This is a genomic window from Endomicrobiales bacterium (assembly GCA_023228045.1).
Taxonomy (GTDB): Bacteria; Elusimicrobiota; Endomicrobiia; order Endomicrobiales; family JALOBY01; genus JALOBY01.
The window spans coordinates 18,994-42,419 of the sequence record JALOBY010000005.1; the positions used below are offsets into that span (position 1 = coordinate 18,994).

Annotated in this window: 24 protein-coding genes; 2 read left to right on the forward strand and 22 right to left on the reverse strand. The window is 38.0% G+C overall.

The features are described 5' to 3' along the window. Positions 1 to 11: 11 nt before the first annotated feature. A complete protein-coding gene (locus M0Q46_01960) occupies positions 12 to 614 on the forward strand; it encodes a TatD family nuclease-associated radical SAM protein (protein MCK9582376.1) in 603 nt (200 codons plus the stop codon). Next, on the forward strand, positions 595 to 1,431 hold the full coding sequence (locus tag M0Q46_01965; protein ID MCK9582377.1) for a 3D domain-containing protein: 837 nt from the start codon (positions 595 to 597) through the stop codon (positions 1,429 to 1,431). The genes M0Q46_01960 and M0Q46_01965 overlap by 20 nt, the downstream gene beginning before the upstream one ends. A 410-nt stretch (positions 1,432 to 1,841) precedes the next feature. Here the strand turns inward: M0Q46_01965 and tsaB are convergent, their stop codons facing one another. From tsaB to M0Q46_02075, 22 genes are all read right to left on the reverse strand, one after another. After that, a complete protein-coding gene (tsaB, locus tag M0Q46_01970; GenBank protein MCK9582378.1) occupies positions 1,842 to 2,528 on the reverse strand; it encodes a tRNA (adenosine(37)-N6)-threonylcarbamoyltransferase complex dimerization subunit type 1 TsaB in 687 nt (228 codons plus the stop codon). Then, the gene (tsaE, locus tag M0Q46_01975) at positions 2,516 to 2,956 is read right to left on the reverse strand and encodes a tRNA (adenosine(37)-N6)-threonylcarbamoyltransferase complex ATPase subunit type 1 TsaE (protein ID MCK9582379.1); all 441 of its coding nucleotides are present in this window, start codon (positions 2,954 to 2,956) and stop codon (positions 2,516 to 2,518) included. The genes tsaB and tsaE overlap by 13 nt, the downstream gene beginning before the upstream one ends. 4 nt (positions 2,957 to 2,960) lie before the next feature. Beyond that, positions 2,961 to 3,962, reverse strand: a complete 1,002-nt coding sequence (gene thiL / locus M0Q46_01980) for a thiamine-phosphate kinase (protein MCK9582380.1) — start codon at positions 3,960 to 3,962, stop codon at positions 2,961 to 2,963. A gap of 21 nt (positions 3,963 to 3,983) precedes the next feature. Further along, the gene (locus tag M0Q46_01985; GenBank protein MCK9582381.1) at positions 3,984 to 4,172 is read right to left on the reverse strand and encodes a hypothetical protein; all 189 of its coding nucleotides are present in this window, start codon (positions 4,170 to 4,172) and stop codon (positions 3,984 to 3,986) included. 117 nt (positions 4,173 to 4,289) lie between these two features. Next, positions 4,290 to 5,441 carry a M20 family metallopeptidase gene (locus tag M0Q46_01990; GenBank protein ID MCK9582382.1) on the reverse strand — a complete coding sequence of 384 codons (1,152 nt, stop codon included), beginning with the start codon at positions 5,439 to 5,441 and terminating at the stop codon, positions 4,290 to 4,292. A gap of 28 nt (positions 5,442 to 5,469) precedes the next feature. Next, positions 5,470 to 7,536: an LTA synthase family protein gene (locus tag M0Q46_01995; protein ID MCK9582383.1), complete on the reverse strand. Its 2,067-nt coding sequence runs from the start codon at positions 7,534 to 7,536 to the stop codon at positions 5,470 to 5,472. A 118-nt stretch (positions 7,537 to 7,654) separates the two neighbouring features. Further along, the gene (locus tag M0Q46_02000) at positions 7,655 to 8,620 is read right to left on the reverse strand and encodes an NAD(P)H-hydrate dehydratase (protein MCK9582384.1); all 966 of its coding nucleotides are present in this window, start codon (positions 8,618 to 8,620) and stop codon (positions 7,655 to 7,657) included. Further along, positions 8,617 to 8,961 (reverse strand): holo-ACP synthase, encoded by a 345-nt coding sequence (gene acpS, locus M0Q46_02005; GenBank protein ID MCK9582385.1) that lies wholly within the window; start codon positions 8,959 to 8,961, stop codon positions 8,617 to 8,619. The genes M0Q46_02000 and acpS overlap by 4 nt, the downstream gene beginning before the upstream one ends. A gap of 2 nt (positions 8,962 to 8,963) precedes the next feature. Beyond that, positions 8,964 to 10,793, reverse strand: a complete 1,830-nt coding sequence (gene glmS, locus M0Q46_02010; GenBank protein ID MCK9582386.1) for a glutamine--fructose-6-phosphate transaminase (isomerizing) — start codon at positions 10,791 to 10,793, stop codon at positions 8,964 to 8,966. Between the two features lie 48 nt (positions 10,794 to 10,841). Beyond that, on the reverse strand, positions 10,842 to 11,606 hold the full coding sequence (locus tag M0Q46_02015; protein MCK9582387.1) for a pyridoxine 5'-phosphate synthase: 765 nt from the start codon (positions 11,604 to 11,606) through the stop codon (positions 10,842 to 10,844). Beyond that, positions 11,587 to 12,945, reverse strand: coding sequence for a phosphoglucosamine mutase (glmM, locus tag M0Q46_02020; GenBank protein ID MCK9582388.1), 1,359 nt, complete (start codon positions 12,943 to 12,945; stop codon positions 11,587 to 11,589). Before glmM ends, M0Q46_02015 begins: the two co-directional genes overlap by 20 nt. 159 nt (positions 12,946 to 13,104) lie before the next feature. After that, positions 13,105 to 13,872: a diadenylate cyclase CdaA gene (cdaA, locus tag M0Q46_02025; GenBank protein MCK9582389.1), complete on the reverse strand. Its 768-nt coding sequence runs from the start codon at positions 13,870 to 13,872 to the stop codon at positions 13,105 to 13,107. After that, on the reverse strand, positions 13,872 to 15,086 hold the full coding sequence (folP, locus tag M0Q46_02030; GenBank protein MCK9582390.1) for a dihydropteroate synthase: 1,215 nt from the start codon (positions 15,084 to 15,086) through the stop codon (positions 13,872 to 13,874). Before folP ends, cdaA begins: the two co-directional genes overlap by 1 nt. Positions 15,087 to 15,117: 31 nt before the next feature. Next, positions 15,118 to 15,675, reverse strand: a complete 558-nt coding sequence (gene folE, locus M0Q46_02035; GenBank protein ID MCK9582391.1) for a GTP cyclohydrolase I FolE — start codon at positions 15,673 to 15,675, stop codon at positions 15,118 to 15,120. Further along, positions 15,675 to 17,570, reverse strand: a complete 1,896-nt coding sequence (gene ftsH, locus M0Q46_02040; GenBank protein ID MCK9582392.1) for an ATP-dependent zinc metalloprotease FtsH — start codon at positions 17,568 to 17,570, stop codon at positions 15,675 to 15,677. The genes folE and ftsH overlap by 1 nt, the downstream gene beginning before the upstream one ends. Further along, on the reverse strand, positions 17,570 to 18,109 hold the full coding sequence (gene hpt, locus M0Q46_02045) for a hypoxanthine phosphoribosyltransferase (protein MCK9582393.1): 540 nt from the start codon (positions 18,107 to 18,109) through the stop codon (positions 17,570 to 17,572). The genes ftsH and hpt overlap by 1 nt, the downstream gene beginning before the upstream one ends. Beyond that, the gene (gene tilS, locus M0Q46_02050; GenBank protein ID MCK9582394.1) at positions 18,096 to 19,082 is read right to left on the reverse strand and encodes a tRNA lysidine(34) synthetase TilS; all 987 of its coding nucleotides are present in this window, start codon (positions 19,080 to 19,082) and stop codon (positions 18,096 to 18,098) included. The genes hpt and tilS overlap by 14 nt, the downstream gene beginning before the upstream one ends. Positions 19,083 to 19,230: 148 nt before the next feature. Beyond that, the gene (locus M0Q46_02055) at positions 19,231 to 19,494 is read right to left on the reverse strand and encodes a hypothetical protein (protein ID MCK9582395.1); all 264 of its coding nucleotides are present in this window, start codon (positions 19,492 to 19,494) and stop codon (positions 19,231 to 19,233) included. Between the two features lie 53 nt (positions 19,495 to 19,547). Then, complete coding sequence (locus tag M0Q46_02060; GenBank protein ID MCK9582396.1) at positions 19,548 to 19,760, reverse strand: helix-turn-helix domain-containing protein; 213 nt, start codon at positions 19,758 to 19,760, stop codon at positions 19,548 to 19,550. A 182-nt stretch (positions 19,761 to 19,942) separates the two neighbouring features. Beyond that, the gene (locus M0Q46_02065; protein ID MCK9582397.1) at positions 19,943 to 20,332 is read right to left on the reverse strand and encodes a hypothetical protein; all 390 of its coding nucleotides are present in this window, start codon (positions 20,330 to 20,332) and stop codon (positions 19,943 to 19,945) included. Between the two features lie 323 nt (positions 20,333 to 20,655). Further along, positions 20,656 to 21,453 carry a hypothetical protein gene (locus tag M0Q46_02070; GenBank protein ID MCK9582398.1) on the reverse strand — a complete coding sequence of 266 codons (798 nt, stop codon included), beginning with the start codon at positions 21,451 to 21,453 and terminating at the stop codon, positions 20,656 to 20,658. Further along, positions 21,450 to 23,291: an AAA family ATPase gene (locus M0Q46_02075; protein ID MCK9582399.1), complete on the reverse strand. Its 1,842-nt coding sequence runs from the start codon at positions 23,289 to 23,291 to the stop codon at positions 21,450 to 21,452. The genes M0Q46_02070 and M0Q46_02075 overlap by 4 nt, the downstream gene beginning before the upstream one ends. Positions 23,292 to 23,426 lie beyond the last annotated feature (135 nt).

The window sequence follows — 23,426 nt, forward strand, 5'->3', positions numbered from 1 at the left end:
AGGATAATAAAATGGAAATAACCTACAAATTTCAAAACAGCCTTTATGTAAATTTAACAAACAAGTGCGCCTCTGCCTGCACATTTTGCATAAAAAATAAATGGGGCTGGAAGTTCCACGGGCACAAACTGCTCCTTAAAACCGAGCCGACAGCTGAAGATGTTATTAAACGCATAAAAGACCCAAAAAAGTATAAAGAGATTGTTTTTTGCGGTTACGGAGAGCCGCTTTTGCGCATTGATGTTTTATTGGAAGTTGCAAAATATGTTAAAAAAAATGGCGGCAAAGTGCGCGTAGACACTTCTGGCCTTGCAAACCTTTACTACAAAAAAAATATTGTTCCAAAGCTTAAAAACCTTGTTGATGCCATATCTATAAGCGTAAACGCACTAAATTCAAAAGAATATTTAAAACTGCACAGACCCATGTTTGGCATTGCTTCATACCGCGGTGTGCTTGCGTTTGCAAGAGCATGTAAAAAAGTAATTAAAGACACTACTATAACCTTCATCGACTTCCCGGGTTCAGACCAAAATAAATTTAAAGCTATTGCAAAACGCGTTGGCGTTAAATTTCGCTTAAGACCTTACCTTGATGAAAGTAAAAATGATTGATAAGTTAAGAATTAAACCTCTTTTAATTGCGGTAATTATTGTTTGCGCTGCTTTTAGCGCGTTGGAGTTTTACCTTTGGCAAACAAATAGGGTTATAGTAACTGCCGATGGTAAGAATATAGTTGTAAGACCAAAAAGCAAAACAGTTGGCGAGGTTCTAAGACAAGCTGGCATAAGTGTTGGGAAAGAAGATTTAATAGTGCCTGCGATAAATGAAAACTTTCCAAAACGAGGACTTATACACTTAACTCGCGTAACTACTAAAGAGATATTTATTGAAGAAGAACTGCCAAGTGAAAACATTTGGGAAAAGAAATATGTTGCAAACCTAAGGCCAGTAAAGCTTATTAAACAACTAAAAAAAACAAAGACCTCAAAAATAAAGGTAACATATCACGACGGAGTTGAAAGTACCCGAGAAATACTTAGCGAAAACATCATTAAAAGAACGCTTAACCTTTTAAATCTTTTAAACCCCAACGGCAGTGTTGAAAACACTTATAATTTATCTAACGCAAAAAAAATAAAAATGATTGCAACCGCCTACTACCCTGGCGACCCCTTAGCATGGAAAGACGGCACAATAACACGGCTTGGCAACAAAATGCAACAGGGAATTGTAGCTGTAGACCCGAGGGTAATACCACTTCGCACAAGAGTTTATGTGCCCGGTTATGGTTATGGCTACGCCGGTGATACAGGCTCTGCAATTAAAGGCAACAGAATTGATTTAGGTGTTAATAACGCTGCAGAAGAAAAGCACTGGATGCATAAAAAAGTGACTGTTTACATTTTGGAAAAAGCAGATACTTGGTAGGTGATTATGAAGGGTTTACAATTACTGTCTACTTAAATTATAACTATTGAAAATAATTATAATATCATACCTATCCGTTCAAAAAATCATCTAAAACTGTAAAAATGTTTTTAATGGCAGATCATTTATTTTGCTAACTATCATCCACATTCTAAGTTTGACGTCATTGCGAGGAGCAGTAGCGACGAAGCAATCTAATAATTAAGTGAGATTGCTTCACCCTTTTTCAGGATTTCCGCCTTTGGCGAGATCTAGCCCCTTTGGGCTGACGCAATGACAACTAAAAAGAAAAAGCTGTAAATCTCGCCAAGTTCCATTGGCGGATCATTTCCCTCGTATAGTCAGCCCTCGCCCTAGGCGGGCCTGTCCGCTTTGAGCGGGTAAGCCAAATGGGGTATAGCGAATTACAACTACTTTTTTCTCTTTTGATTCTTTGAGTTTTCTTCTGCCCATGAACGCTTTATGTAGCAGGGCATCACTTTTGAAAAATGCACCCCTTTAATGTTTTGCGCCATAAGGCATAAAACACCTGCCTTTGGATAGTTATAAATTTCATCCGCAAGCATAATATTTTTGTTTTTAATGGCGCTTATCTCTTTTGCGTAAAGTTTTGCGGCAGAACCTGCTATAAGAGTTGGGGTTTTTATAACTTTAAGTTTTTTAACAAAATTTTTAAATCGTTCAATACCTGCCACTTTATTGCGTAAAACATACAATTCCTCTCTTAAAGCATCCAGTGCTGGCACAACATTTACTCCTGGTTTTTTAATTCCACACGATATAATTCTTAACGAATCTATCGCCACAACCGGAATATTTTGTACTTGTGCTAAGGTTCTAGCACAAACTAAACCAATTCTAATTCCTGTAAAACTGCCAGGTCCAATGCAAACTGCAATTTTTGTGAGTTCACTTAAATTAATGCCGCATAATTTTAATGCCTTTTTTATTTCTGGCAGTAATAATTCGGAGTGATTTAATTCTGGTTTAATTATAAAAACCTCGTGAATAAGCTTTCCATCGCGTGCAAGTGCCACGCTAAACGATGCACCTGAAGTATCTATCCCTAAAATTATTTCTTTTTTTATTTGTTCCAAGTTATTTTAATCTCCCGCTCTAAATTTTCTAAAAGCGTTATAGAAATTTCGCAATAGGCACTACCGGCAAAAATATTTTTATTTAATTTATCTGCCCACTCAATTGCACAAACACCGTTACCATAAATATACTCTTCAAGACCAAGCTCGCTAATTTTACCAGCTTTTAAGCGATATAAATCAATATGAAAAAAATTAGAATTTTTAATTTTATACTCATTGATAAGTGTAAAACTTGGGCTACGAACCACGGCTTTTGCGCCAAGCGCATTAGCTAATAACTTAATAAATGCTGTTTTTCCACTACCCAGATTACCGTAAAAAAGTAACAAAACCGGTACACTCAGCTCTTTTGCAAGCTTTGATGCAACCATGGCAGTATCTTCTAAGGTTTTAACTATGTATGTTGTCGTTTTAATAACGGCCATTTATTTATCCAAAGTGCGAAAAACCCTTAGCACGCAAGGCAAACTTTTTGCCATTTAATGTGTAATTTACACCCTTTGTGCTTGTTACTATGCCAAATGCTTTGACAGAAGGAATAAGGCGTTGTATTTTTTTTAGGTTTTTGGGGTTTGTGGTGAAAACAAGGCAGTATTCTTCCCCACCGTTAATAACTTTTTCATATTTTTCGTTTTCACTAAATTCACTTGCCCATTTATTAAACTCATTTGAAACAGGTACAGCTTGCAAGGCAACGCTTATACCAACACTACTTTCTTGTGCAATTAAATTAATTGATATCGCAAGCCCATCTGAAGAGTCAAGCATACTTGTCGCATATGAAAATTTTGAAAGCAAATTGGCATTTTCTAAACTAACTTGCGGCAAAAGTTGTTTGTTAACAAGATATTTTTCACTCCGCGTAAGCTTTATTTTCGCGCTTTCTAATATTTTAAGCCCGGCAGCGGCATCGCCAAATGTTCCAGTTGAACATACAACATCGCCAACCTTTGCGCCAGACCTTTTAATTATCTGAGCTTTTTTTATTGAGCCAAGTAATGTTAGCGACAAAAAAATACCGCCGTTTGAGCGAACTGTGTCGCCGCCAACTATAACCGCGCCGTATTTTTTTGCCTCAGAATTAAGGCCGCTATAAAGTTGTTTTACAAAACTTACAGTTGTGTTTTTTGGCAAACCCATAGTTACTAAACAAAACAACGGTTTTGCCCCGCCCATAGCCGCAAGGTCGCTAACATTTACAGCAACAGCTTTTTTACCGAGGGTTTGCGGGCTCATCCACGAGAGACGAAAGTGTACGCCTTGCACGAGAGCATCAGTTGTTGCAACAAGGATTTTACCTTTTGGTAAAAAACCCGCAAAGGCGTCATCACCCGAAGCAATTACTACATTTGCAAAATTTGGGTTAAAACTTGAGAGTTTTTTTTTGATTTCTTCAATGAGGCGAAATTCGCCAAGAGAGGATATTTTCACAAGTTTAGTGGATTAACTCACTTACTTTTTTGTGGATTTATCTAATTTATCTTTAATGCTTGAAATGCCGGCAACCACAGATATAATCCCACCTATGGCAATCATAAATGGCATAAAGCCACGCACAACAACAATAAAATCTGATGCCCAAACTAAAACTCCCAAACAACCGGCTACAATAAATAAAATACCAACTAAAATAGCAAGCATATTAATTCCTCCATTAAAAATAAGTCTCGGGGCTTTCTGCCCCTGCCCGCCCAAGGCGGGTCAGCCAAAGGGGAGCTTGACAACCGCACCATAAAACTTCACAGCGACAGACAAATATTACAACTTATACAACCCATCTTTTGCCATTGCCGCAAGTAATTTCGCGCCAATACCCAGTATTCTTTCATCTATGTCAAACTTTTCATGATGCCATGGATATGTTTGTTTTCCGGCCGTTCCTATGTAAACAAAGCAACCAGGAACTTCTTTAAGATACTCCGCAAAGTCCTCACCACCCATAGACGGTTTTTCAAGCATTATGACATTATGCCCGCCTAAAGTATTTTTGGCAGAGTTATAACATACATTTAACACTTTTTTATCATTCACAAGAACTGGGCCGAGCATTTTATAATTAAATTTATACTTTAAAGAATACGCCAAAGCAATGCCTTTTATTATCTTTTCTATTTGCTTTGGAATTTCTTTGTGTACACCCTCATTGAGCGTGCGCACCGTGCCAAGCAGTTTTACACTTTTTGGAATTATGTTAAAACATTCTCCGCCTTCTATTTTGCCAATTGAAAGCACAACTGGCTCAACAGGGTCTATCTGCCTTGAAACAACGCTTTGCAACGCACTTATTAAGGTTGCACAAGCAACAACAGGATCTTTTGAATAGTGCGGGTATGCTCCATGCCCGCCGGTACCAATTAATTCAACTTCAAATTTATCAACCGAAGCCATCATGGCGCCAATTTTAAAACCGGCCTTACCAAAAGCAAGCCATGGGTTTACATGAATTCCAATTATGCCGCAGGGCTTAGGGTTAGAAAGCACCCCGCCATCTACCATTGCTTTTGCCCCACCTGATGACTCTTCATTGGGCTGAAAAATAAATTTTACACTTCCGCTAAAGTTTCTATCTTTGGCAAGCAATAGCGCCGCGCCAAGCACCATAGTTGAGTTGGCATCGTGCCCGCAGGCATGCATTACACCTGGAACTTTTGAAGCATAACTTTTATTTGTTTGCTCGATAATTGGCAAAGCATCCATATCTCCACGCAAAGCAACACACTTTGTCGATTTTGATTTATTACCTTGCAACAAGCCAACAAGTCCTGTTTTACCGATACGATATGTTTTTATGCCGGCACCTTTGAGTTTCCTTTCAAGCAAGGCGCTCGTTTTAAACTCACAATTTCCAAGCTCAGGATTAGAGTGAATTGCCCTTCTTACATTAATAAGTTTACGCTCAAATGTTTTCACGTTTTAGATTATAACATATTCCTTTATTTTACTTAATAACCTTTTTTTTATCGGGGTTTTTGACAACATAGTCGGCAACAGCAAGATATGCTTTATAACATTTGAACAATTTGCCCAACTTTTTTGTTTCATTTGAGATTTGCAATGCAGAGTTTTCACTATTTTGCCATGTATAAAAATTTTTCACCTTATCGTGTTGGCTATACTCTATTGCCCCATCTTTTGAAATTACAACGCCAATGGCATTACAACTAAAGTGTTCCGCTTTTGTATCAAAAATGTTTTGCCCAAGAGCATAGTATTTTTGTTCGTAAAGCGAGAGGTTATAAAGCGTTGGCATAATATCTATATGCGAGCCGAATGTGTTTTTATCGTACTTATCCGTTTTATACGCACTTGGAACAAAAAGGTAAAATGGCACGGATAGAGTTTTCAATAGTTTTTCTTTACCATAGTTGAAAAAATGGAAACTGTGGTCACCCGTAACGGCAACAATTGTTTTTTTACCAAGCTGTGAACTTTTAAGCTCATCCATAAATTTACCTAACTTTCTTGTTGCATACTGATATGCAATCATGCGCTTTTCAACTAAATCAGTGTCGGATGCAAGGTCTTTTTTCATATCAGCCGAAACATTTAGCGGCAATTGTTTATATATAGATGGCAGTTTATAAGGCGGATGATTGCTTGTTGTAAGCACAAAAATAAACTTTGGTTTAGTTGTATTTTCGTTGAGCTTTTGCAAAACATAATCAAAAAGATACTCGTCATATACGCCCCACTGGTTACGCTCAAATGATGGATCCATAGCACCCTCACCTTCAACCTGGTCAAAACCCTGCAAAGCAACAAACTCACCTATGTTACGCCAGCCGATGTTCCCACCATAAATAAAAATTGTTTCATACCCTGCGTTTTTATACGGCAATGCCATTGAGGTTTTATATGAGCTGTACGCGTAAGCCGATTGAGTTATATACTTTGATTCAGGGCGCTTTGGAATATTCATTATTATCGATTCAAATGTGCCAATTGTTCCAATATCCGCAGGAAGGAAGTTCATAAAAGTACAATCTGAATCAAAATGTTTTTTAAACTCCCCTAATACATTAAAATTACTTGAGTTATAATAGGTCAAATGAGACGCGAACGATTCCATAACAAAAAACACAACATTAGGCGGGTTGTTTTTGACAAATATATTTTTTGGGGTAGTGCGCGCGATGTTTTCAAGCAGGTCGGTTTTATTTATTTGGCTAACATCTTTTCTAAGATAGTCGGCAAAAGCGCGTTCATAGCCATCACCATAGCCAAGCTCGCTAGCCAAGTTAAAGCTTTTATCTTCTTTTAAACGAAACTCCAATGCCCTATAAAATGTGTAAACACCGTTTAGTGGTACTTTGTTTATAAACGCGTTTGGTGATATTGCACTATCCATAATATCTAAAGGAAACATACTTAAAGTGCCACGCGCGGCAACAAAGTTACCAAAAAGCAATAATGCTACAAATATAGTCTTAACTACGGGGTGGTGAGTTTTATTTTCATTCTCCCTTTTTGCAATTAACTTTATAAAACGCGAACTTATAAAATATACAATTGCAATTAGCGCCGAGTACGCAAGAGCAACGAGCACAACATTATAGTTTTCCCATATTGTGGTTATAAGTGCTTTTGTATCATCTTCAAAAAAACCAAAAAACATTATATTTATATGGTCATTAAAAAATGAATAAAACCCTATATCAACAATTAAGAGTGTAAAAACTATGCAATATAGCACGGTGTAATAGTATTTTAGAACTGAGAGCCACTTATTAAATAAAGATTTGTTTGCAAATGCCCACAAAAGCAAAAGTGTAAGCGTTACAAGCGAATTTATAAATGCTACCTGAACTAGGTCAAAGCGAGCGCCAAGCACAAAAGCATCAAAAACATATTTTCCAAGGCCTCTAATTTGATCCATTGGCGCGTAAGTGATAAAAAACACAACTCTAAAAGCTGACATCAGCAAAAGGAATATAGCATTCATTGCTATTAGCCATAGTGTTGTATCAACAACCATTGCGAAATTTATTTTTTTGTTCTTTTGCATTTTTTCTCTATAGTATTCTCTTTAATTACCTGTCACAAAACTCATTTTCTGTCGATGATTTTAAAGGTCAAAATATTTTTGCCATCCTACCACATCCAACGATACTTTTACATCACCCTCACCTGCCCTTCGGGCTTCCTCTCCCCTCGAGGGAGAGGATTGAGGTGAGGGGGAGCATTTTGTAACCGACTATTCTCTTTAACGCCAAAGGAAGCCGTCCTGATATATCACTTGCAACCATGCCAATTTGAGTATTATCTTTCGCGGCAATATCGCCGGCAAGCCCGTGTATATAAACAGCAAAAACGCTTGCCATAATCGGCTGAGTTATTTGGCATAGGGCAGCTACAATCATTCCAGTAAGAACATCGCCACAACCAGCTGTTGCCATGCCAGGGTTACCTGTTGTATTTATAAATATTTTATTGCCATCACTGACAACTGTGGCTGAACCCTTTAAAACGCAGACAACCTTATTTTTATTTGCAAATTCGCAAGCACTCTGACATCTTCTTGAACTTATGTTTTTCAAAGATAGACCGCTTAACCTTGAAAACTCACCTTCGTGCGGCGTTATTACAATTTTCGCATTGGAGCTTGAAAGGTCATATTTACTTTTAGCAATGCAGTTTAGCGCATCTGCGTCTAAAACAATAAAACCTTTGAATGTTTGTAAAATTTTCACTACAAGGGCAATTGTTGAACTATTTACCGATATGCCAGGCCCAATTGCAATTGCATCTATTTTTCTTTCAATAATAAATTTTTTAATTTCTTTAAAAGCTTTTAAGCCAAATGTGCCGTCATTTATGTTTGCATTAAAACCACGCACCATTACCTCAGACCTTGTTTTTTTGACAACAATATCCCTGATTACTTCTGGCACACCAACACTTACAAGCCCTGCGCCAAACCTTATTGCGGCATTCGCGCAAAGCACCGGAGCGCCAGCCATATTTTTTGAGCCTGCTAAAATAAGAACATGCCCAAAATCTTTTTTGTTTGAGTTCTTTTTGCGCACAGGCATAAGTTTGCGCACAAGCGACATTGTTATTTGCAGAACTTTAACTTGTATTTCTTTCATTTTGTTTTTGTTTTTTTAACAACGGCAACTGCTGCCGCATAGTTTTTGGTGTGTGTAAGCGATATAGAGATATTTTTTGCGGGAGTATTTTTTATTAGTACAACTGGTTTGCCGTTTGAAAGGTTTTTTACCTCAATGTCTTTTAGAGCAATACCGTTTTTACAAATCGCCTTCCAAACCGCTTCTTTTGTGGCAAAGCGCACGGCAAAGTGCTGTGCCTTTATTTTTTTACTTGAGCAATACGCAATTTCTTGAAGCGTATATACTCTCGCCAAAAACGCCTTGTCTTTTATTAATCGTTCAATGCGTTTTACTTCTACTATATCTATTCCAATTTCCATATTTATTCTACCGTTACCGACTTTGCCAGGTTTCTTGGCTGGTCAACATCGCAGCCAAGGTGAACAGAAACATAATAAGCAAATAACTGCATAGGGATTACAGTAAAAAACGGATAAAATAACTCATCCATATCAGGCAAAAATATTTGGTGGTCGCTTTTTACTTTTATTTGTTCATCGCCGCAAGTTGCTATTGCAATTACCTTTCCACCTCTGGCTTTTACTTCTTCAATATTGCTTAATATTTTTTCATAAACCGCGCTCTTTGTGGCTATTACCATTACCGGCATATTTTCATCTATCAAAGCTATCGGTCCATGCTTCATTTCCCCGGCCGGGTAGCCCTCTGCGTGTATGTAAGATATTTCTTTAAGTTTCAGGGCACCTTCAAGAGCTATGGGGTAGTTAATGTTTCTCCCTAAATAAAGAAAATCTCTTTTGTCGGAGTATATTTTTGCAAGTTTTTCAATCAATCTGGCATTATTTAGTACTTCTTTAACACGCACAGAAACATTCCAAAGCTCACTAATTAAAACTTTAAAGCGTTCTGCCGAGATGGTTTTTCTTCTTAGTGCCCAGTCAAGTGCTAATAAATAAATGCTTGTAAGCTGACCAGTAAACGCCTTAGTTGAAGCAACACCAATTTCAGGGCCGCAATGAGTGTATAAAACATTGTCCGCCTCTCTGCTTGCAGTTGAACCAACCGCGTTGCATATAGCAAGTGTTGGGCAGCCGCTTTGCTTTGCCAGTCGCAATGCCGCAAGGGTGTCAGCGGTTTCACCGCTTTGAGAGATAACTATGGTAAGCATATCTTTTGAAAGTAATGGTGAGCGGTAGCGAAACTCAGAAGCAATATCAACCTCTGTGGCAATGCCGGCAAGATTTTCAAAAAGAAACTTGCCAACAAGCCCCGCGTGATAAGAAGTGCCGCAAGCAATTATATTTACCTTTGAGAGTTTTTTTAAAAAGTCATCGGAAAGTTTAACTTCTTCTAAATATATTCTATTTTCTTCCGGGTATATTCTGCCGCGAATTGTGTCTTGTATTGTTTCCGGCTGTTCAAAAATTTCTTTAAGCATAAAGTGCTTAAAACCGCCTTTTTCCGCCTGGACAGGGTCCCAAAGAATGTTTTGCGGCTTGCGCGTAACTTCTTTACCTGAGAAATTAAATATTTTTACACCTGAGCTTTTTAACTCAACTATATCACCCTCTTCAAGCAAAATCATTTTTCTTGTGTAAGGAAGAATTGCAGGAATATCTGACGCAAGAAAGTTTTCCCCATCTCCTAAACCAACAATAAGCGGGGCATCTTTGCGCGCGGCAATTATGCGTTGCGGGTCGTGAGCGTATATAACACCAATTGCAAAAGCGCCTTTTATTTCTAATACGGTCTTTTTTACGGCCTCAAGCAAATTACCTGAGAAATTTTTCTCAACAATGTGTGCTATTACTTCAGTATCGGTTTCTGACTTAAATTTGTGGCCTTTCGCCACAAGCTCTTTTTTAAGCTCTAAATAGTTTTCAATAATGCCATTATGCACAACCACTATATTGCCGGAACAGTCGGTGTGAGGGTGGGCATTTTCTTCAGATGGTTTGCCGTGTGTTGCCCATCGGGTATGTCCAATGCCTATGTTGCCAATTAACTGATTTTTAGTCAGGTTTGCCTGAAGATTTACAAGTTTTCCAACGCTTCGTCTAAGCTCAATTTTTCCATTAGAGATAACCGCAATGCCTGCTGAATCGTAACCGCGATACTCAAGGCGCCTAAGCCCCTCAAGAATTACATCTGCTGCTAATTTTGGTCCGATATAGCCGACTATGCCACACATAATAACGCTCCCAAAATACAATTTGCAAAACCGCAACGAACAAATTTATTATAAAACCTGCATAAGCTTTTTCATTTCTTTTACAGCTTTTGGCAAACCAACAAAAACAGAACGGGCAATTATAGAAAAACCTATGTTTAATTCATTTATGCCATTTATTGAAACAACTTGCGAAACATTTTTATAATCTAAACCATGCCCAGCATTAACTAACATGCCTAATTTAAGGGCCAATGATGCCGCTAACTCTATTCGTTTGAATTCTTTTTTGCCTGATGACTTGGCAAAACACTGGGCATATTTACCTGTATGAAGTTCAACACAATCCGCGCCAACTTTTGATGCGGCCATTACCTGACTAACATCAGGGTTAATAAACAAACTGACTTTTATATTTGCTTTTTTAAGTACGCTTATTGCCTTGGTAATTTTATTTTTGGCGGCAATAACATCTAACCCGCCTTCCGTAGTAAGCTCACTCCTTTTCTCTGGAACTAAACAAACAAAATCGGGTTTAACTTTTATGGCAATGGAAATTATTTCGTTGCAAACTGCCATTTCAAGGTTTAGTTTTGTTTTGATTTTTTTTCTTAACTCAAAAACATCGGCATCTTGAATGTGTCTGCGGTCTTCACGCAAGTGTACCGTAATACCGTTCGCGCCAGCTTTTTCGCACTCAAGTGCCGCAAGCAATGGGCTTGGAAAACCTTCTAACCGCGCCTGCCGCAGTGTTGCTATGTGATCAATATTTACGCCAAGTTTTACCATAGTTTTTTTAGAATTAGCGATAGTTTTAACTTTTATAATTTGCAATTTCTTTTTGTGCTATTTGAGCTATGTTTTTCGCGAGTTTATTTATTGCTTCTTTTTCTTTTCCTTCTATCATTACGCGTAAAAGGTTTTCGGTGCCCGAATAGCGCACAAACACGCGCCCATCGCCTTTTAACTGCATACTGGCATATTCTATTGCTAATGAAGTGTTTGCAAGTTTCTCTAAAGGAACTCTACTGGTAACTGATACATTTAATAATACCTGAGGATATTTTTTTACTATTGAACAAAACTCTGAGAATGTTTTGGAAGATACGCTAAGCGCAACAAGCACCTGCAAAGCACTTAAAATGCCGTCACCTGTTGGAAGATATTTGCTTAAAATAAAATGGCCTGATTGCTCACCGCCAAGCACTGCACCGGAAGAGTCCATTGCCTCGCGCACATACCTGTCTCCAACTTTCGCACTAAGCACTTTTATACCTGCTTTTTGCATTGTCTTAAAAAACCCAAGGTTTGCCATAACAGTTGCCACAACTGTGTTATTTGCAAGCTCCCCTATTTGCTTTAAGCTTTTAGCTAAAATTGCAATTATGTAGTCGCCATCGCGCACTATACCCTTTTCATCTACGGCAATTACACGGTCACTGTCGCCGTCAAAAGCAAAACCGCAATAGGCATTACGCCTTAATACTTCCTTAACCAAATTTTGAGGGTGCAGTGCCCCGCAATTTTTGTTTATATTTACACCGTTTGGACTAGCATTAATTGCTACAACTTTAAAGCCAAGTTTTCTAAAAATTACAGGAGCAATTTTTGAAGCCGCCCCATTGGCACAGTCAATGACTATTAGTTTACCTGTTGTCTTAATTTTTTTCCCGGCTGTTTTTAAAATAAACTCAATATATTGCGCGACAATATTTTCTTTATTAACAACCCGACATTGTAATTTTTTGTTAATTGGCATTGTGTTGTTAAATACCAACCGCTCTATTTGTGCTTCTTTCTCATCAGAAAGTTTTTTACCGTCCGGCCCAAAAAATTTTATGCCGTTATCTTTGTACAGGTTGTGCGATGCAGATATTACAACACCCGCACTCGCCTTATTTTTTTTAACTAAAAATGCCACCGCCGGGGTCGGCACTACGCCGACATTCCAAACTTGAGCGCCATAAGCACAAAGTGCCTTCGAAAGTACTGATGCAATTCCAGGACATGATTTCCTTGTATCTATACCTACAATAAATTTGCTGTTTCTGTAAGAGCCCAGAACTACGCCCGCGGCAAGGCCAATTTTTTGCACAGTTTTATTATCAAGCGGATACTTAAGCGCACGACCTCTTATGCCATCTGTGCCAAAAAGTTTTTTTTCCTGCGGCATTTACACCTTCCAAAGTGATATTAAACTATTTCACAAAAAAATGCACATAACACCACAACAAAAGAGAAAGCAAAAATGAAAGCAGTTTCAACTGCCAATTTGTTGTTATAATTTTTAAGTAATTGCGCTTCATAATAGATTCCTGCTTTTACACATTTTTTAAATGGCCGAGGGTGTTTTAATATATAACTCAAGAAAACGCACTTTTAACTCTTCGCAGTCAGTTTGTACCATTTTAGCGTCGTTAACTATTGATATTTTACCTGTCTCTTCTGAAACAACTATTACTATTGCATCGGTACTTTCTGTAATGCCAATTGCGGCACGGTGGCGCGTTCCATATGTTTTAGCAATGTAGTGGTCTTCACTTAAAGGCAGTAAACACGCCGCGGCCATTACCCTTCCGTTTACTAAAATTAGCGCCCCATCGTGCAAAGGCGAACGGGTATTAAATATAGAAAGAATTAATTCTTTGCTGACATCGGCATTTAAATGTGTTCCCGTATCGGCAAAGTTCCTTAAACCAAGCTCTTTTTCAAAAACTATAAGCATTCCTATTTTTTGTTCTGAAGCGGTAATTACAGCATCGATAACTTCGTCAATAAAATTCCCCGAAGGTAAAAAAACTCTTCCCCACCTATGACTTCCAAGGTGGGCAAGCGCAGAGCGAATTTCTGGCTGAAAAACTACAACAACCACAACAACCGCGGCAATCCAAAACTTTTCAAGCAACCAGCTGAGTGTTTTTAAATCAAGCACAACCTGCGCGATAACCGTAACAATGATTATTGTTAAAATGCCAAGTATCATCTGCACGGCCATAGTGCCCTTTATAAGCAATAAAAGACGGTAAAGTATATAGGCAATTAACAATATGTCAATTACATGCACAAAAAAATTAGACCATAAATTCAAAAATAAGTGCATTAAATTTCCTTATTTTCCGCACATCTTACTGCATCGACAAGTTTTATTGCCTCTTTGGCCTCTAAAATATTATGTGCTCTTATAATTTTTGCACCATTTATAACAGCAATTACAAACGATGCGATAGAGCCAACAACTCTTTTTTGCGGTTCTTTTACACCGGTAATTGCGCCAATAAAACTCTTGTTTGAAGTTCCGGCAAGCACAGGCAAACCAAAACTATTAAATATATTTAAGTTGTTAAGTATTTCAATGTTTTGTGCAATTGTTTTGCCAAAACCAAAACCAGGGTCTAATATAATTTTGTTTTTACTTATTCCATTTTCCTGGCAAAAAACTATTCGTTCTTTAAAAAAAGCACAAATATCTATAATCACATCGCTATACTTTGTTTGTTTTTGCATTGTAGCTGGTGTGCCCTGCATATGCATTAAAACTACAGGAGCACCTTTAGCCGATGCAACTTTTGCCATAGCACCTTTTTTATGGCGCAAAGCGGTTATATCGTTTATTATGCTTGCGCCAGCACTTAAAGCCGCGCTTGCGACTTCCGGTTTGTATGTATCAATTGATATGGGAACTTTTACTTTTTTTGCTAATTTTTCAATTACCGTAATAACCCTGCTTAACTCCTCTTTTAAAGAAACGGGCTTTGCACCCGGTCTGCTAGATTCTCCGCCTATATCAATAATGTCTGCGCCATCTTTGGCAAGCTTAATGCCAAAAACAACCGCATCATCAACTTTAAGCATAGAGTTTTGGCCAGAAAACGAATCGGGTGTTACATTTAGCACACCCATAACCAATGTTTTTGAAAGTTTTAATTTTGAATCAGGCAAACTGAGTTCAAAGCTATTTAATTGAGAATTAGAAATGGCGCTTTTTATATTTTCGGCAAGTTCTTTTAAACCAAACGGCTCTTTTACCAACTTTAAATAAATAATTTCAAAATGCTTAATTGTACCCATTAAAAGAACATTTGAAGTGCCTCGTTTAAAACGAGAAATATTTGCATTTATTGATGCCTCAGCACCTACCGAGAGCATTTCTTGTTTTAAGATATTGGCCGCACGGTTATCTATGTCCTGAACATATACAGTTTTAAAAATGCTCTTTTGCGCCATTATGCTAAGCGCATACGGGTCTGCACCTGTTTTTGCAATCCAGTTTTTGGCATCTTGCAAGTTGTTTATTGACACAATTGTAGTTTGCATAATTTTGAATTGTTTAGAGCTATTAAGTTCTTTATTTTATTAGTGCAAGTGCCTCTGAACGGGTACGGGCATCTTTTAAAAATATGCCGCGCATTGCCGATGTTACCATTTTCGCGCCTGGCTTTTTAACGCCACGCATAGTCATACACAAATGTTCGGCTTCCAAAATAACCATCGCACCATATGGCTTTGCAACTTCCATTATAGTATCGGCAATTTGCTTTGTAATTCTTTCCTGCAACTGAAGGCGTTTTGAGTAAAGGTCTACAAGGCGGGCAAGTTTTGAAAGCCCCAATAGCCGATCTTTTTTGGGAATATAAGCCACATGTGCCTTGCCAAAAAATGGTAAAAGGTGGTGTTCACAAAGAGAGTAAAATGGAATATCTTTAACAAGAACTATTTCTTCGTGATTTTCTTTTTCATAATAAACTGTAAGAACATCTTTTGGGCTTGCTTTCGCACCGACGAGTGCCTCTTCGTAAAACCGTGCAACACGCTTTGGTGTATCTTTAAGGCCTTCTCTGCCTATATCTTCACCAAATGACTCAAGCAAAAGTTTTACTGCCTTTTGCGCCTTTAGCATATCCATTAAATTAACTCCCCTTGAACCTGCGTCTTTTTAACAAGAATTTCCTGCACGTTTTCTTTAGCTGGCTTTGACTCATCTACTAACACTGGCTCAATACCATTACCGAGTATTTTTTCAACTTCCTGAGCGTCTAACACTTCCCTTTCTATAAGAGCATCTGCCAAAAGCACCAACTTGCCCATATTTTCTTTTAACAAACTGGTGGCTATTGTTTTTGCCTCGTCAATAATTCTTTTGACTTCGGAGTCAATTGTATCCAATGTTTTTTCGGAGTGTCGCTTTTCTTGATTTATGTCCATACCCATAAATACTTCGCTCTCAGGTCTGCCTATAGCAACTGGGCCAAGTTTTTCACTCATACCAAATTCTGTAACCATTCGCTGTGCAATGGAAGATGCTTTTACGAGGTCATTTTGAGCACCTGTTGTAATATCACCAAAAATTATCTCTTCTGCCGCCCTGCCACCCATAAGAACCGCAAGCTTTGAAAGTAACTCTTGTTTTGTAACTAAATATTTGTCTTCGGTTGGTAACTGAAGAGTATAACCTAAAGCAGGGCCTCTTGAAATTATTGAAACTTTGTGCACTGGGTCTGAGTTTGGCATAAACTTTGCCACCAAGGCATGTCCAGATTCGTGATAAGCTATTATTTTCTTTTCTTTATCGGCAATCATTCTTGATTTCTTTTCTGGGCCGGCAAGAACTCTGTCTATTGCCTCTTCTAGCTCTTCCATTTCAACAGCTTGTTTATTGTTACGCGATGCAAGCAACGCCGCCTCGTTTATTAAATTTGCTAAGTCGGCACCAACAAAGCCGGGCGTTCTACGGGCAATTATGCCAAGGTCAACAGACGCGGAAAGTTTTACATTTTTTGAATGCACTTTTAAAATTTGCTCCCTACCTTTTAAGTCGGGGCTTGGAACAGAAATTTGCCTGTCAAAACGGCCTGGGCGCATAAGCGCAGGGTCTAAAACATCTGGCCTGTTTGTGGCGGCAATTAATATTACGCCTTCTTTTGTATCAAACCCGTCCATTTCCACAAGCAACTGGTTTAATGTTTGTTCCCGCTCATCATGCCCGCCGCCAATGCCGGCAAAACGACGCCTGCCGACAGCGTCTATTTCATCGATAAAAAGCAAACACGGCGCACTGCGGCGCCCCTGATCAAATAGGTCACGCACACGGCTTGCGCCAACGCCTACAAACATTTCAACAAACTCAGAGCCACTTGATGAAAAAAATGGCACTCCCGCTTCACCAGCCACAGCCTTTGCAAGTAATGTTTTACCTGTGCCTGGCGCACCATAGAGCAAAACACCTTTTGGTATTTTACCGCCAAGGCGCTGAAATTTCGCAGGGTCTTTTAAAAATTCAATTATTTCTTGCAGTTCTTCTTTTGACTCATCGCAGCCAGCAACATCGTCAAATGTTATTTTTATTTTTTTATTCGCGTTTTGAAGTTTCGCTTTACTTCTGCCAAAAGACATCATCTGTTTACCGCCATTTTGCATGCCTTTTAACATCCATAACCAAAATACTATAAGTATAAGCACAGGGCCCCAGTTCATTAACAGAGGCATTAGCCAGCCGGTTTCTTTTCGACCAGAAAAGTTTGCCACATTGTTTGCCTGCAGGTCTTTTATAAGTTCAGGGTCGTTCATTGGAACGGTTTTAAAACCAACAATTTTACCATCGGCTCCTTTAAGTTGACCCTTAATAATCTCATCAGCAACTGTTACATTTTCAATTCTTTTCTCGGCTACAAATTTTTTGAAATCGGAGTAAGACAGCTCTTGCTCTTTCTTTGCGCGCCCGGAAAAAGTCATAAACTGTAGAAGAATCAAGAAAAGACCGAGCCATAACAAAATTGAAAGCCATGCGTTTTTATTTTTCATTACTTTTTTACCTTCCTTATCTGCCTATCTAAATAATATATTGATGGTAGCCCTCTAAATTTACCATTATAATCAAGCCCATAACCGACAACAAAATAATTTGGCACCGTAAAACCTATGTAATTTGGAATAACTTGTGTTTTTCTAACACTTGGTTTATCAAGCAAAACACAATTTTTTACATCTTTTGCGCCCTGTTTTTTTAGAGACAAAATTATTGCTTCCAGTGTGCGGCCGCTATCAATTATATCTTCAATAATAAGCACGCTGCGATTTTTAACAACGCAGGATATTGAGCCCGCAACCTTTAATTTACCACAACGCATAGCGCTATATGATTGCGCATGCACAAAATCCAATTCAAAATCAAAGTCGAAACTTCTTATTAAGTCAGATAGAAAAACTACACTACCCTTTAAAACAGAAATAACAAGTGGGTTTTTACCCTTATATACCTTAGATAACTCACAACCAAGCGAGCAAACCCTGTTTTTTATCTTTTTAGACGAGAACAACAAATGTTTTCTATATTTTTTCATTCTTCTTAAACACAAATACTGCTTGATTGGCTTTTTTTATAATTTGCGTTGATTTATTTAAAACCAATGTGCCATTTTCGCAAGAACAAAACCAACGGTAAGTTCTTTCAATATTATTTGAAGTTCGCCCATAACTTAACAAATCTTTGATTATGTGAAGTTTAAGTAATTTATTATACTCTAAAAACCTTCTCAAATCAAGAAAAATACGACCATTTTTGGAAACTTTTAAGCACCGCTTTTTAGCGCTTTGTGCCATTGAGTTTAACACGATGTTTTGCGCTTCAACTATTCTTGAAAGTTTAAACGCGTGTTCAACAAAAAGTGGGTTAATGCTTTCAAACACAGGGATAATAGCTTTTCTAATTTTATTTCTTGTAAATTCTATGCTTTTGTTACTTGGGTCAATACGGTATTTTAACTTTTGATTTTTAAGGTATGACAATATTTCGTTGCGCTCTATGCTAAGCAATGGGCGAATTAATCCCATATTAGAAAAAGTTCGACGAATTGGAATGCCGGCAAGGCCGTCTAAACCAGTACCACGAATTAGCCACATCAGCAATGTTTCGGCATTGTCATTGGCATTATGAGCCGTTGCAATTTTATCGCATTTAAAAAGTTTCGCATACTTTTCAAGCGCGTTATATCGCATTTGCCTCCCAGCGGTTTCAAGTGAAAGCTTGTGCCTCTTTGAGTATTTTAAAACTTCCAACTTTTCCGACATACATTTTACTTTAAGTTTCGAGCAGAGTTTTTGCACAAATGCTGCTTCGCCTGCGGAGTTTTTCCTTAAAGCGTGGTCGAAAGTTGCAACGAAAAGCTTAAAAGGTAATGTTTTTTTTAACCGCCAAAGCATATGCAAAAGACAAACAGAGTCCGGCCCACCTGAAACAGCAACAAGCACCGCTGAATTTTGGGTAATTAGATTGTTGTCTGCAATTGATTTCTTAAACTTTGCCCATGCTCTCATATTGATTGATAAACAAGAAAATATTTTTGCAACTCCCATGGATTTTATCAAACTACCAAATAAAATAAAAGAGCCCCTCGCGGAGCTCTTCTATTTTATTTGGTGAGGTGAAACCCGGTAACACCGGTCCCTCAAAAAAGTTAAACAATTATCTCTTTTTCGCTTTTGCTTTGGGTTTTGCTTTGCTTTTACCGCGGCGCACCATCTTTGCGCGAGCCACATCGCCGGCTTTGTCGATGAAATAGAGAAAACCATCTTCTTTTTTTACACCAACTTTTTCAACTTTCTCGGCTTTGCCGCCCTTTTTACCGCCACGAGCCATCTTTACGCAAGAAATATCGCCAGCCTTATCGATGTAGTAAAGATAACCTTCTTTTCTTTTAATACCTACTTTTTTTACTTTTTCTGCCATGTTTCTCACCCCCCCTTTCTTTTATTTATTGCAAATATACTAATTACCACCACTTAAAGAAGCGTCGGCTCCTGTTTGGTTGTAATTATTTTTTCTTTAAGCCAAGCATCAACAACAGATTTTGAGAACCTATACTGCCTGCCTATTTTTGATGCAGGTACTTTTTTTGTTCTTATTAAACTATATATTTTTGATTTTCCAATTCCTAAATAAATTGCAAGTTCTTTTATATCCATTACTTCTTTGATTTCGTTTTTTGTTTCCATATTTTATCACCTTGTAACTTATTCTTTCTTTTGTTGCTAAGATTATACATCAAACACCATCTGTTGTCAATAGCTAAATGCCATATTCTTGCAATAAGTACCACCCTTTGCCAAATACTTTATTAATAACAAAAAAACCACGCATTTTTGTGCGCGGCGCCTTTACTTTTATCGCTTCTAAATTATTTACTATTCTTTTCAATTATCCTATTTATTACACTTACAAACTCACTCAATTTATCGTCGTCACGAATACGAAGTTGTGTAATTTTGCCCGTTTTTTCCATTTCTGCAAGCTGATTAGTTAAGCGTGGTATTGACCCGATTGTTCTGTGCACAAATATAAGGCAAAGCCCAGCAGATATAAACGAAGTTATTACCGTTTCTATAAAAATAAGCATCGTTGTTTTAAAAACCCAGCCGCCTGCTTCAACAAAGATTTGATATGGCAAAATTGCTTTTGATACAATATACATTATAATCTGTAAAATAATAAAAATTAAAAAAAACAGCAAGAAAAGTTTTACAGCATAAACTGTCAGACTAAATTTTGGAATATGAATTATTGGCATTTTTCCTCCCTATGTCGCCCGCCCTTTGGGCGAGGTCTCGCCCGCTCATAAGAGCGTGGCGGACATCCCGCCATTGGCGGGACTTATCCCGCATCTTGCGGGATTGTTCTGGCTCGGGTGGGAGTCCGCTCGCCAGAATGCTCCACAAGGGAAAACCTTAGGTTTTCCCGTTTCGTCGTCGCTCACTCTGCTCACTGAACCCTTTCCTAAGTTGTAAGAGAACATTTATATCGCCCGCTCCTAACACTTATTGCAAGGCCTATGGTTGCTTCGTTAATACTTGGTATAAATTCCCGCTAAAGACATGCGGGAATGACAAAATACTAGGTATTTAACTTTTTTTGCACTACTTTTAATTCTGCACCGTCAAGTTTTATCTCAAAACTTTTGCCGTTTCTGTCATACAAAGTTATGCTCTCTGGCCGCCAATTATCATAAAACTCAAGAACTTTATTTATTTTTTCCTTTATGGCTTTTTGCCAAAAAGCAAAAATCTCCGGGTTAATTTCGTCGGAAACACTAAGTGTAATGGAATTTGCTTTTACACTTTCAAGTCGTAGCTTTGCGTTGTTTAGGGCGGAACCGATAAATGGGTTTACTCGCGTCATCATATTGACCTGCGACACTATCATTGAAGCCAAGTATTCTTGTTCGTTAAGGTCGGTTTTTATATCAGGGTTAATTTTATCTAATGGAGCTATTTCAAATATCATTCTATCTTCGTAGTTTGCCTTTGATATACGCTGATAAATATACCATTTAATATCATTTACCATCTGCACAACTTTTATACCAATATTTAGCTTTGGTACTACGGCATTTATAACTATAAAGTTTATTTTTTCGTCACTACTTAACGCAACACGCATTGTCGCCAAAATTGCGGCTTGCAAGCGTTTCATTGACTGTTGTTTTATTTCAGTTTTAAACTCTGAAAGCTCTGGCAATTGCATATCTAAATAAAGTGTTTTGCCCACAAGTGTTGCTTTACTTTCAAGTTTTTCTTCCTTTTGCAACATTTTTTCTACGGCAGTTGTAACACTGCCTTTAGGGTATGTTGGAGCGCAAGCGCTAATTGCAAAAACACTAACAAACATTAAAAATATTATTTTTTTGTTCATGGTTTTATTTCTTCAACTTGTTTTTCTTGTGGTTTCTCCTGAGTTTGTTTTTCCTCTGCAGGCTTTTGAATGTTTTCTGTTTTATCTTGTGGGTTTTTGTCAGCTGTTTCTTTACTTACGACAACAGTTTTCTGTGGTTCGCTGTTGTCGTTTTGAGCATTCTTTAAAGCATCACTGTCTGTCTTTTTTTCCAATGAAAACAGGTCTTGTACAATATTTCTTTTCATATTTTCTTGTTGGCTGTATTTTGCAAAAATTTGTTCCATTGCTTCGTAGTCAAGCTCACCTTTTAGAAGAAGTTCCTGCGCGAATGTTTCAACTATCTGCCAACGCTTTCTAAGGAACTCATCTACTTGAGCCAGGGAAGTTTTTATTATCTGATTGGTTTTCTCATTGAGTTTCTGCTTGAACGATTCGGATAGCCAAACTTCGGGGGTTGCTGTAAAATCGCCCACGAGGTCATCACTCATACCAAGTGTCCAAACCATTGTGTGCGCAACAGTGCTTGCATGGCGTAAGTCGGCAGAAACGCCAGTGGTTGTTGTGTTATACTTAATTTTTTCTGCCGCAAAACCGGCAACGCTTACAACAATATCAGCAAGAAGTTTTTCTCTGTTGGCACTATGCATTTCATTTATAGGGTGATGTAAAACCATGCCAAGCGCACCAGCACGCGATTTAATGCTTGCCTTAAAAACATCATCTGTGGGGTGCAAATAATACAGTGCAACCGCATGGCCTGCCTCGTGATAGGCGGTTTGCTCTAACTCTTCTTTGGTCATAGTTAGATGCGTTTCTAAGCCAAGGTCTATTCTATCAAGCGCCTCAATTATATCGTCTTTGTCAATTTTATCTTTTTGCTTTCTTGCGGCTATTAGTGCCGCTTCTTTGATGGCATTTTCTATTTCAGCCGGAGATTTATAAACCGTTTTTTGTGCTATGCGAAGTGTATTTATACTGGTTTGGTCGTAAGAAACTTTTTTTAGGTAATATTTTATTATATCTTCGCGCTCTTTTAGATTTGGTAGGTTTACTTGAAGCTTGCGGTCAAAGCGGCCTGGCCGCAATAAAGCTTTATCTAATGTGCTTTCCTGAGTGTTTGTAGCGCCAATTACAAGCACATTGAACTGTGAACCCTCAAGGCCGTCCATTTCAACAAGCAATTGGTTTTGAGTTGAGTTGGTTTCTTCCCCTGAACCAAAGTTTGAAAATGTTCTACCGCGGCCAATAACATCCAATTCGTCAATAAAAATTATACACGCACCCGATTCATAAGCGTGCTCTCTGGCTTGTTTAAACAGCTTGCGCATCCTTGATGCACCAACTCCTACAAAAACCTCTACAAACTCACTGCCAGATATAGATATAAACGGTATACGCGATTCTGTGGCTATAGCTTTTGCAAGAAGTGTTTTGCCGCACCCAGGGGGGCCAAGCAGCAAAATACCTTTTATTATTTTACCACCAATTTTTTTAACACGAGCGCGGTCTTTTAGCAACGAAACAACTTCCATTGCCTCTTTTTTTGCGCCTTCAAGGCCTATGATATCGCTAAACTTTATTGCGGAATTTGACGCGCTAATATCTGAACCTTTAATTTTTTTCTTTTTTAATTTGCTAAATCCTCCACTAAATACCGTCATATACAAAAATACAAATATCGCGGCATTAGCTATAGCAAAGAGCATATTTATAGGCATTGTTGCAATTGTGAGGTTGCGGTAAAACGACTCTAAACTTAAAAGACCCCAAATACATGTAATAATAAGCACAACAACAGCAAATATTATTAACACCATCACCCAGTGATTTCGCCAAAATATCCTTAATTTACGCATAGCATATCCTTTTAAATTGTTCTTATTGTCCAATATGTTTATGATATTGTTTAAATCTTTCTTTGTGAAATTATTGTGAAACTTGCAGGTATCCTTGAGTGCAAAAAAGCATAACAAAAATTATAACACTAAAAT

Bases quoted from the DNA above. Each gene is read 5' to 3' on its own strand.
- M0Q46_02065 (MCK9582397.1), bottom strand. From the start codon at position 20,332: ATGCCAATAATTCATATTCCAAAATTTAGTCTGACAGTTTATGCTGTA.
- glmS (MCK9582386.1), bottom strand. From the start codon at position 10,793: ATGTGTGGCATAGTCGGCTATATCGGACCAAAATTAGCAGCAGATGTA.
- M0Q46_01995 (MCK9582383.1), bottom strand. From the start codon at position 7,536: ATGCAAAAGAACAAAAAAATAAATTTCGCAATGGTTGTTGATACAACA.
- cdaA (MCK9582389.1), bottom strand. From the start codon at position 13,872: ATGCACTTATTTTTGAATTTATGGTCTAATTTTTTTGTGCATGTAATT.
- acpS (MCK9582385.1), bottom strand. From the start codon at position 8,961: ATGGAAATTGGAATAGATATAGTAGAAGTAAAACGCATTGAACGATTA.
- ftsH (MCK9582392.1), bottom strand. From the start codon at position 17,570: ATGAAAAATAAAAACGCATGGCTTTCAATTTTGTTATGGCTCGGTCTT.
- M0Q46_01965 (MCK9582377.1), top strand. From the start codon at position 595: ATGAAAGTAAAAATGATTGATAAGTTAAGAATTAAACCTCTTTTAATT.
- M0Q46_02055 (MCK9582395.1), bottom strand. From the start codon at position 19,494: ATGGCAGAAAAAGTAAAAAAAGTAGGTATTAAAAGAAAAGAAGGTTAT.
- tilS (MCK9582394.1), bottom strand. From the start codon at position 19,082: ATGAGAGCATGGGCAAAGTTTAAGAAATCAATTGCAGACAACAATCTA.
- tsaE (MCK9582379.1), bottom strand. From the start codon at position 2,956: ATGGCCGTTATTAAAACGACAACATACATAGTTAAAACCTTAGAAGAT.
- hpt (MCK9582393.1), bottom strand. From the start codon at position 18,109: ATGAAAAAATATAGAAAACATTTGTTGTTCTCGTCTAAAAAGATAAAA.
- M0Q46_02060 (MCK9582396.1), bottom strand. From the start codon at position 19,760: ATGGAAACAAAAAACGAAATCAAAGAAGTAATGGATATAAAAGAACTT.
- M0Q46_01960 (MCK9582376.1), top strand. From the start codon at position 12: ATGGAAATAACCTACAAATTTCAAAACAGCCTTTATGTAAATTTAACA.
- glmM (MCK9582388.1), bottom strand. From the start codon at position 12,945: ATGCCGCAGGAAAAAAAACTTTTTGGCACAGATGGCATAAGAGGTCGT.
- folE (MCK9582391.1), bottom strand. From the start codon at position 15,675: ATGGATATGCTAAAGGCGCAAAAGGCAGTAAAACTTTTGCTTGAGTCA.
- folP (MCK9582390.1), bottom strand. From the start codon at position 15,086: ATGCAAACTACAATTGTGTCAATAAACAACTTGCAAGATGCCAAAAAC.
- M0Q46_01985 (MCK9582381.1), bottom strand. From the start codon at position 4,172: ATGCTTGCTATTTTAGTTGGTATTTTATTTATTGTAGCCGGTTGTTTG.
- M0Q46_02000 (MCK9582384.1), bottom strand. From the start codon at position 8,620: ATGAAAGAAATACAAGTTAAAGTTCTGCAAATAACAATGTCGCTTGTG.
- M0Q46_02070 (MCK9582398.1), bottom strand. From the start codon at position 21,453: ATGAACAAAAAAATAATATTTTTAATGTTTGTTAGTGTTTTTGCAATT.
- M0Q46_02075 (MCK9582399.1), bottom strand. From the start codon at position 23,291: ATGCGTAAATTAAGGATATTTTGGCGAAATCACTGGGTGATGGTGTTA.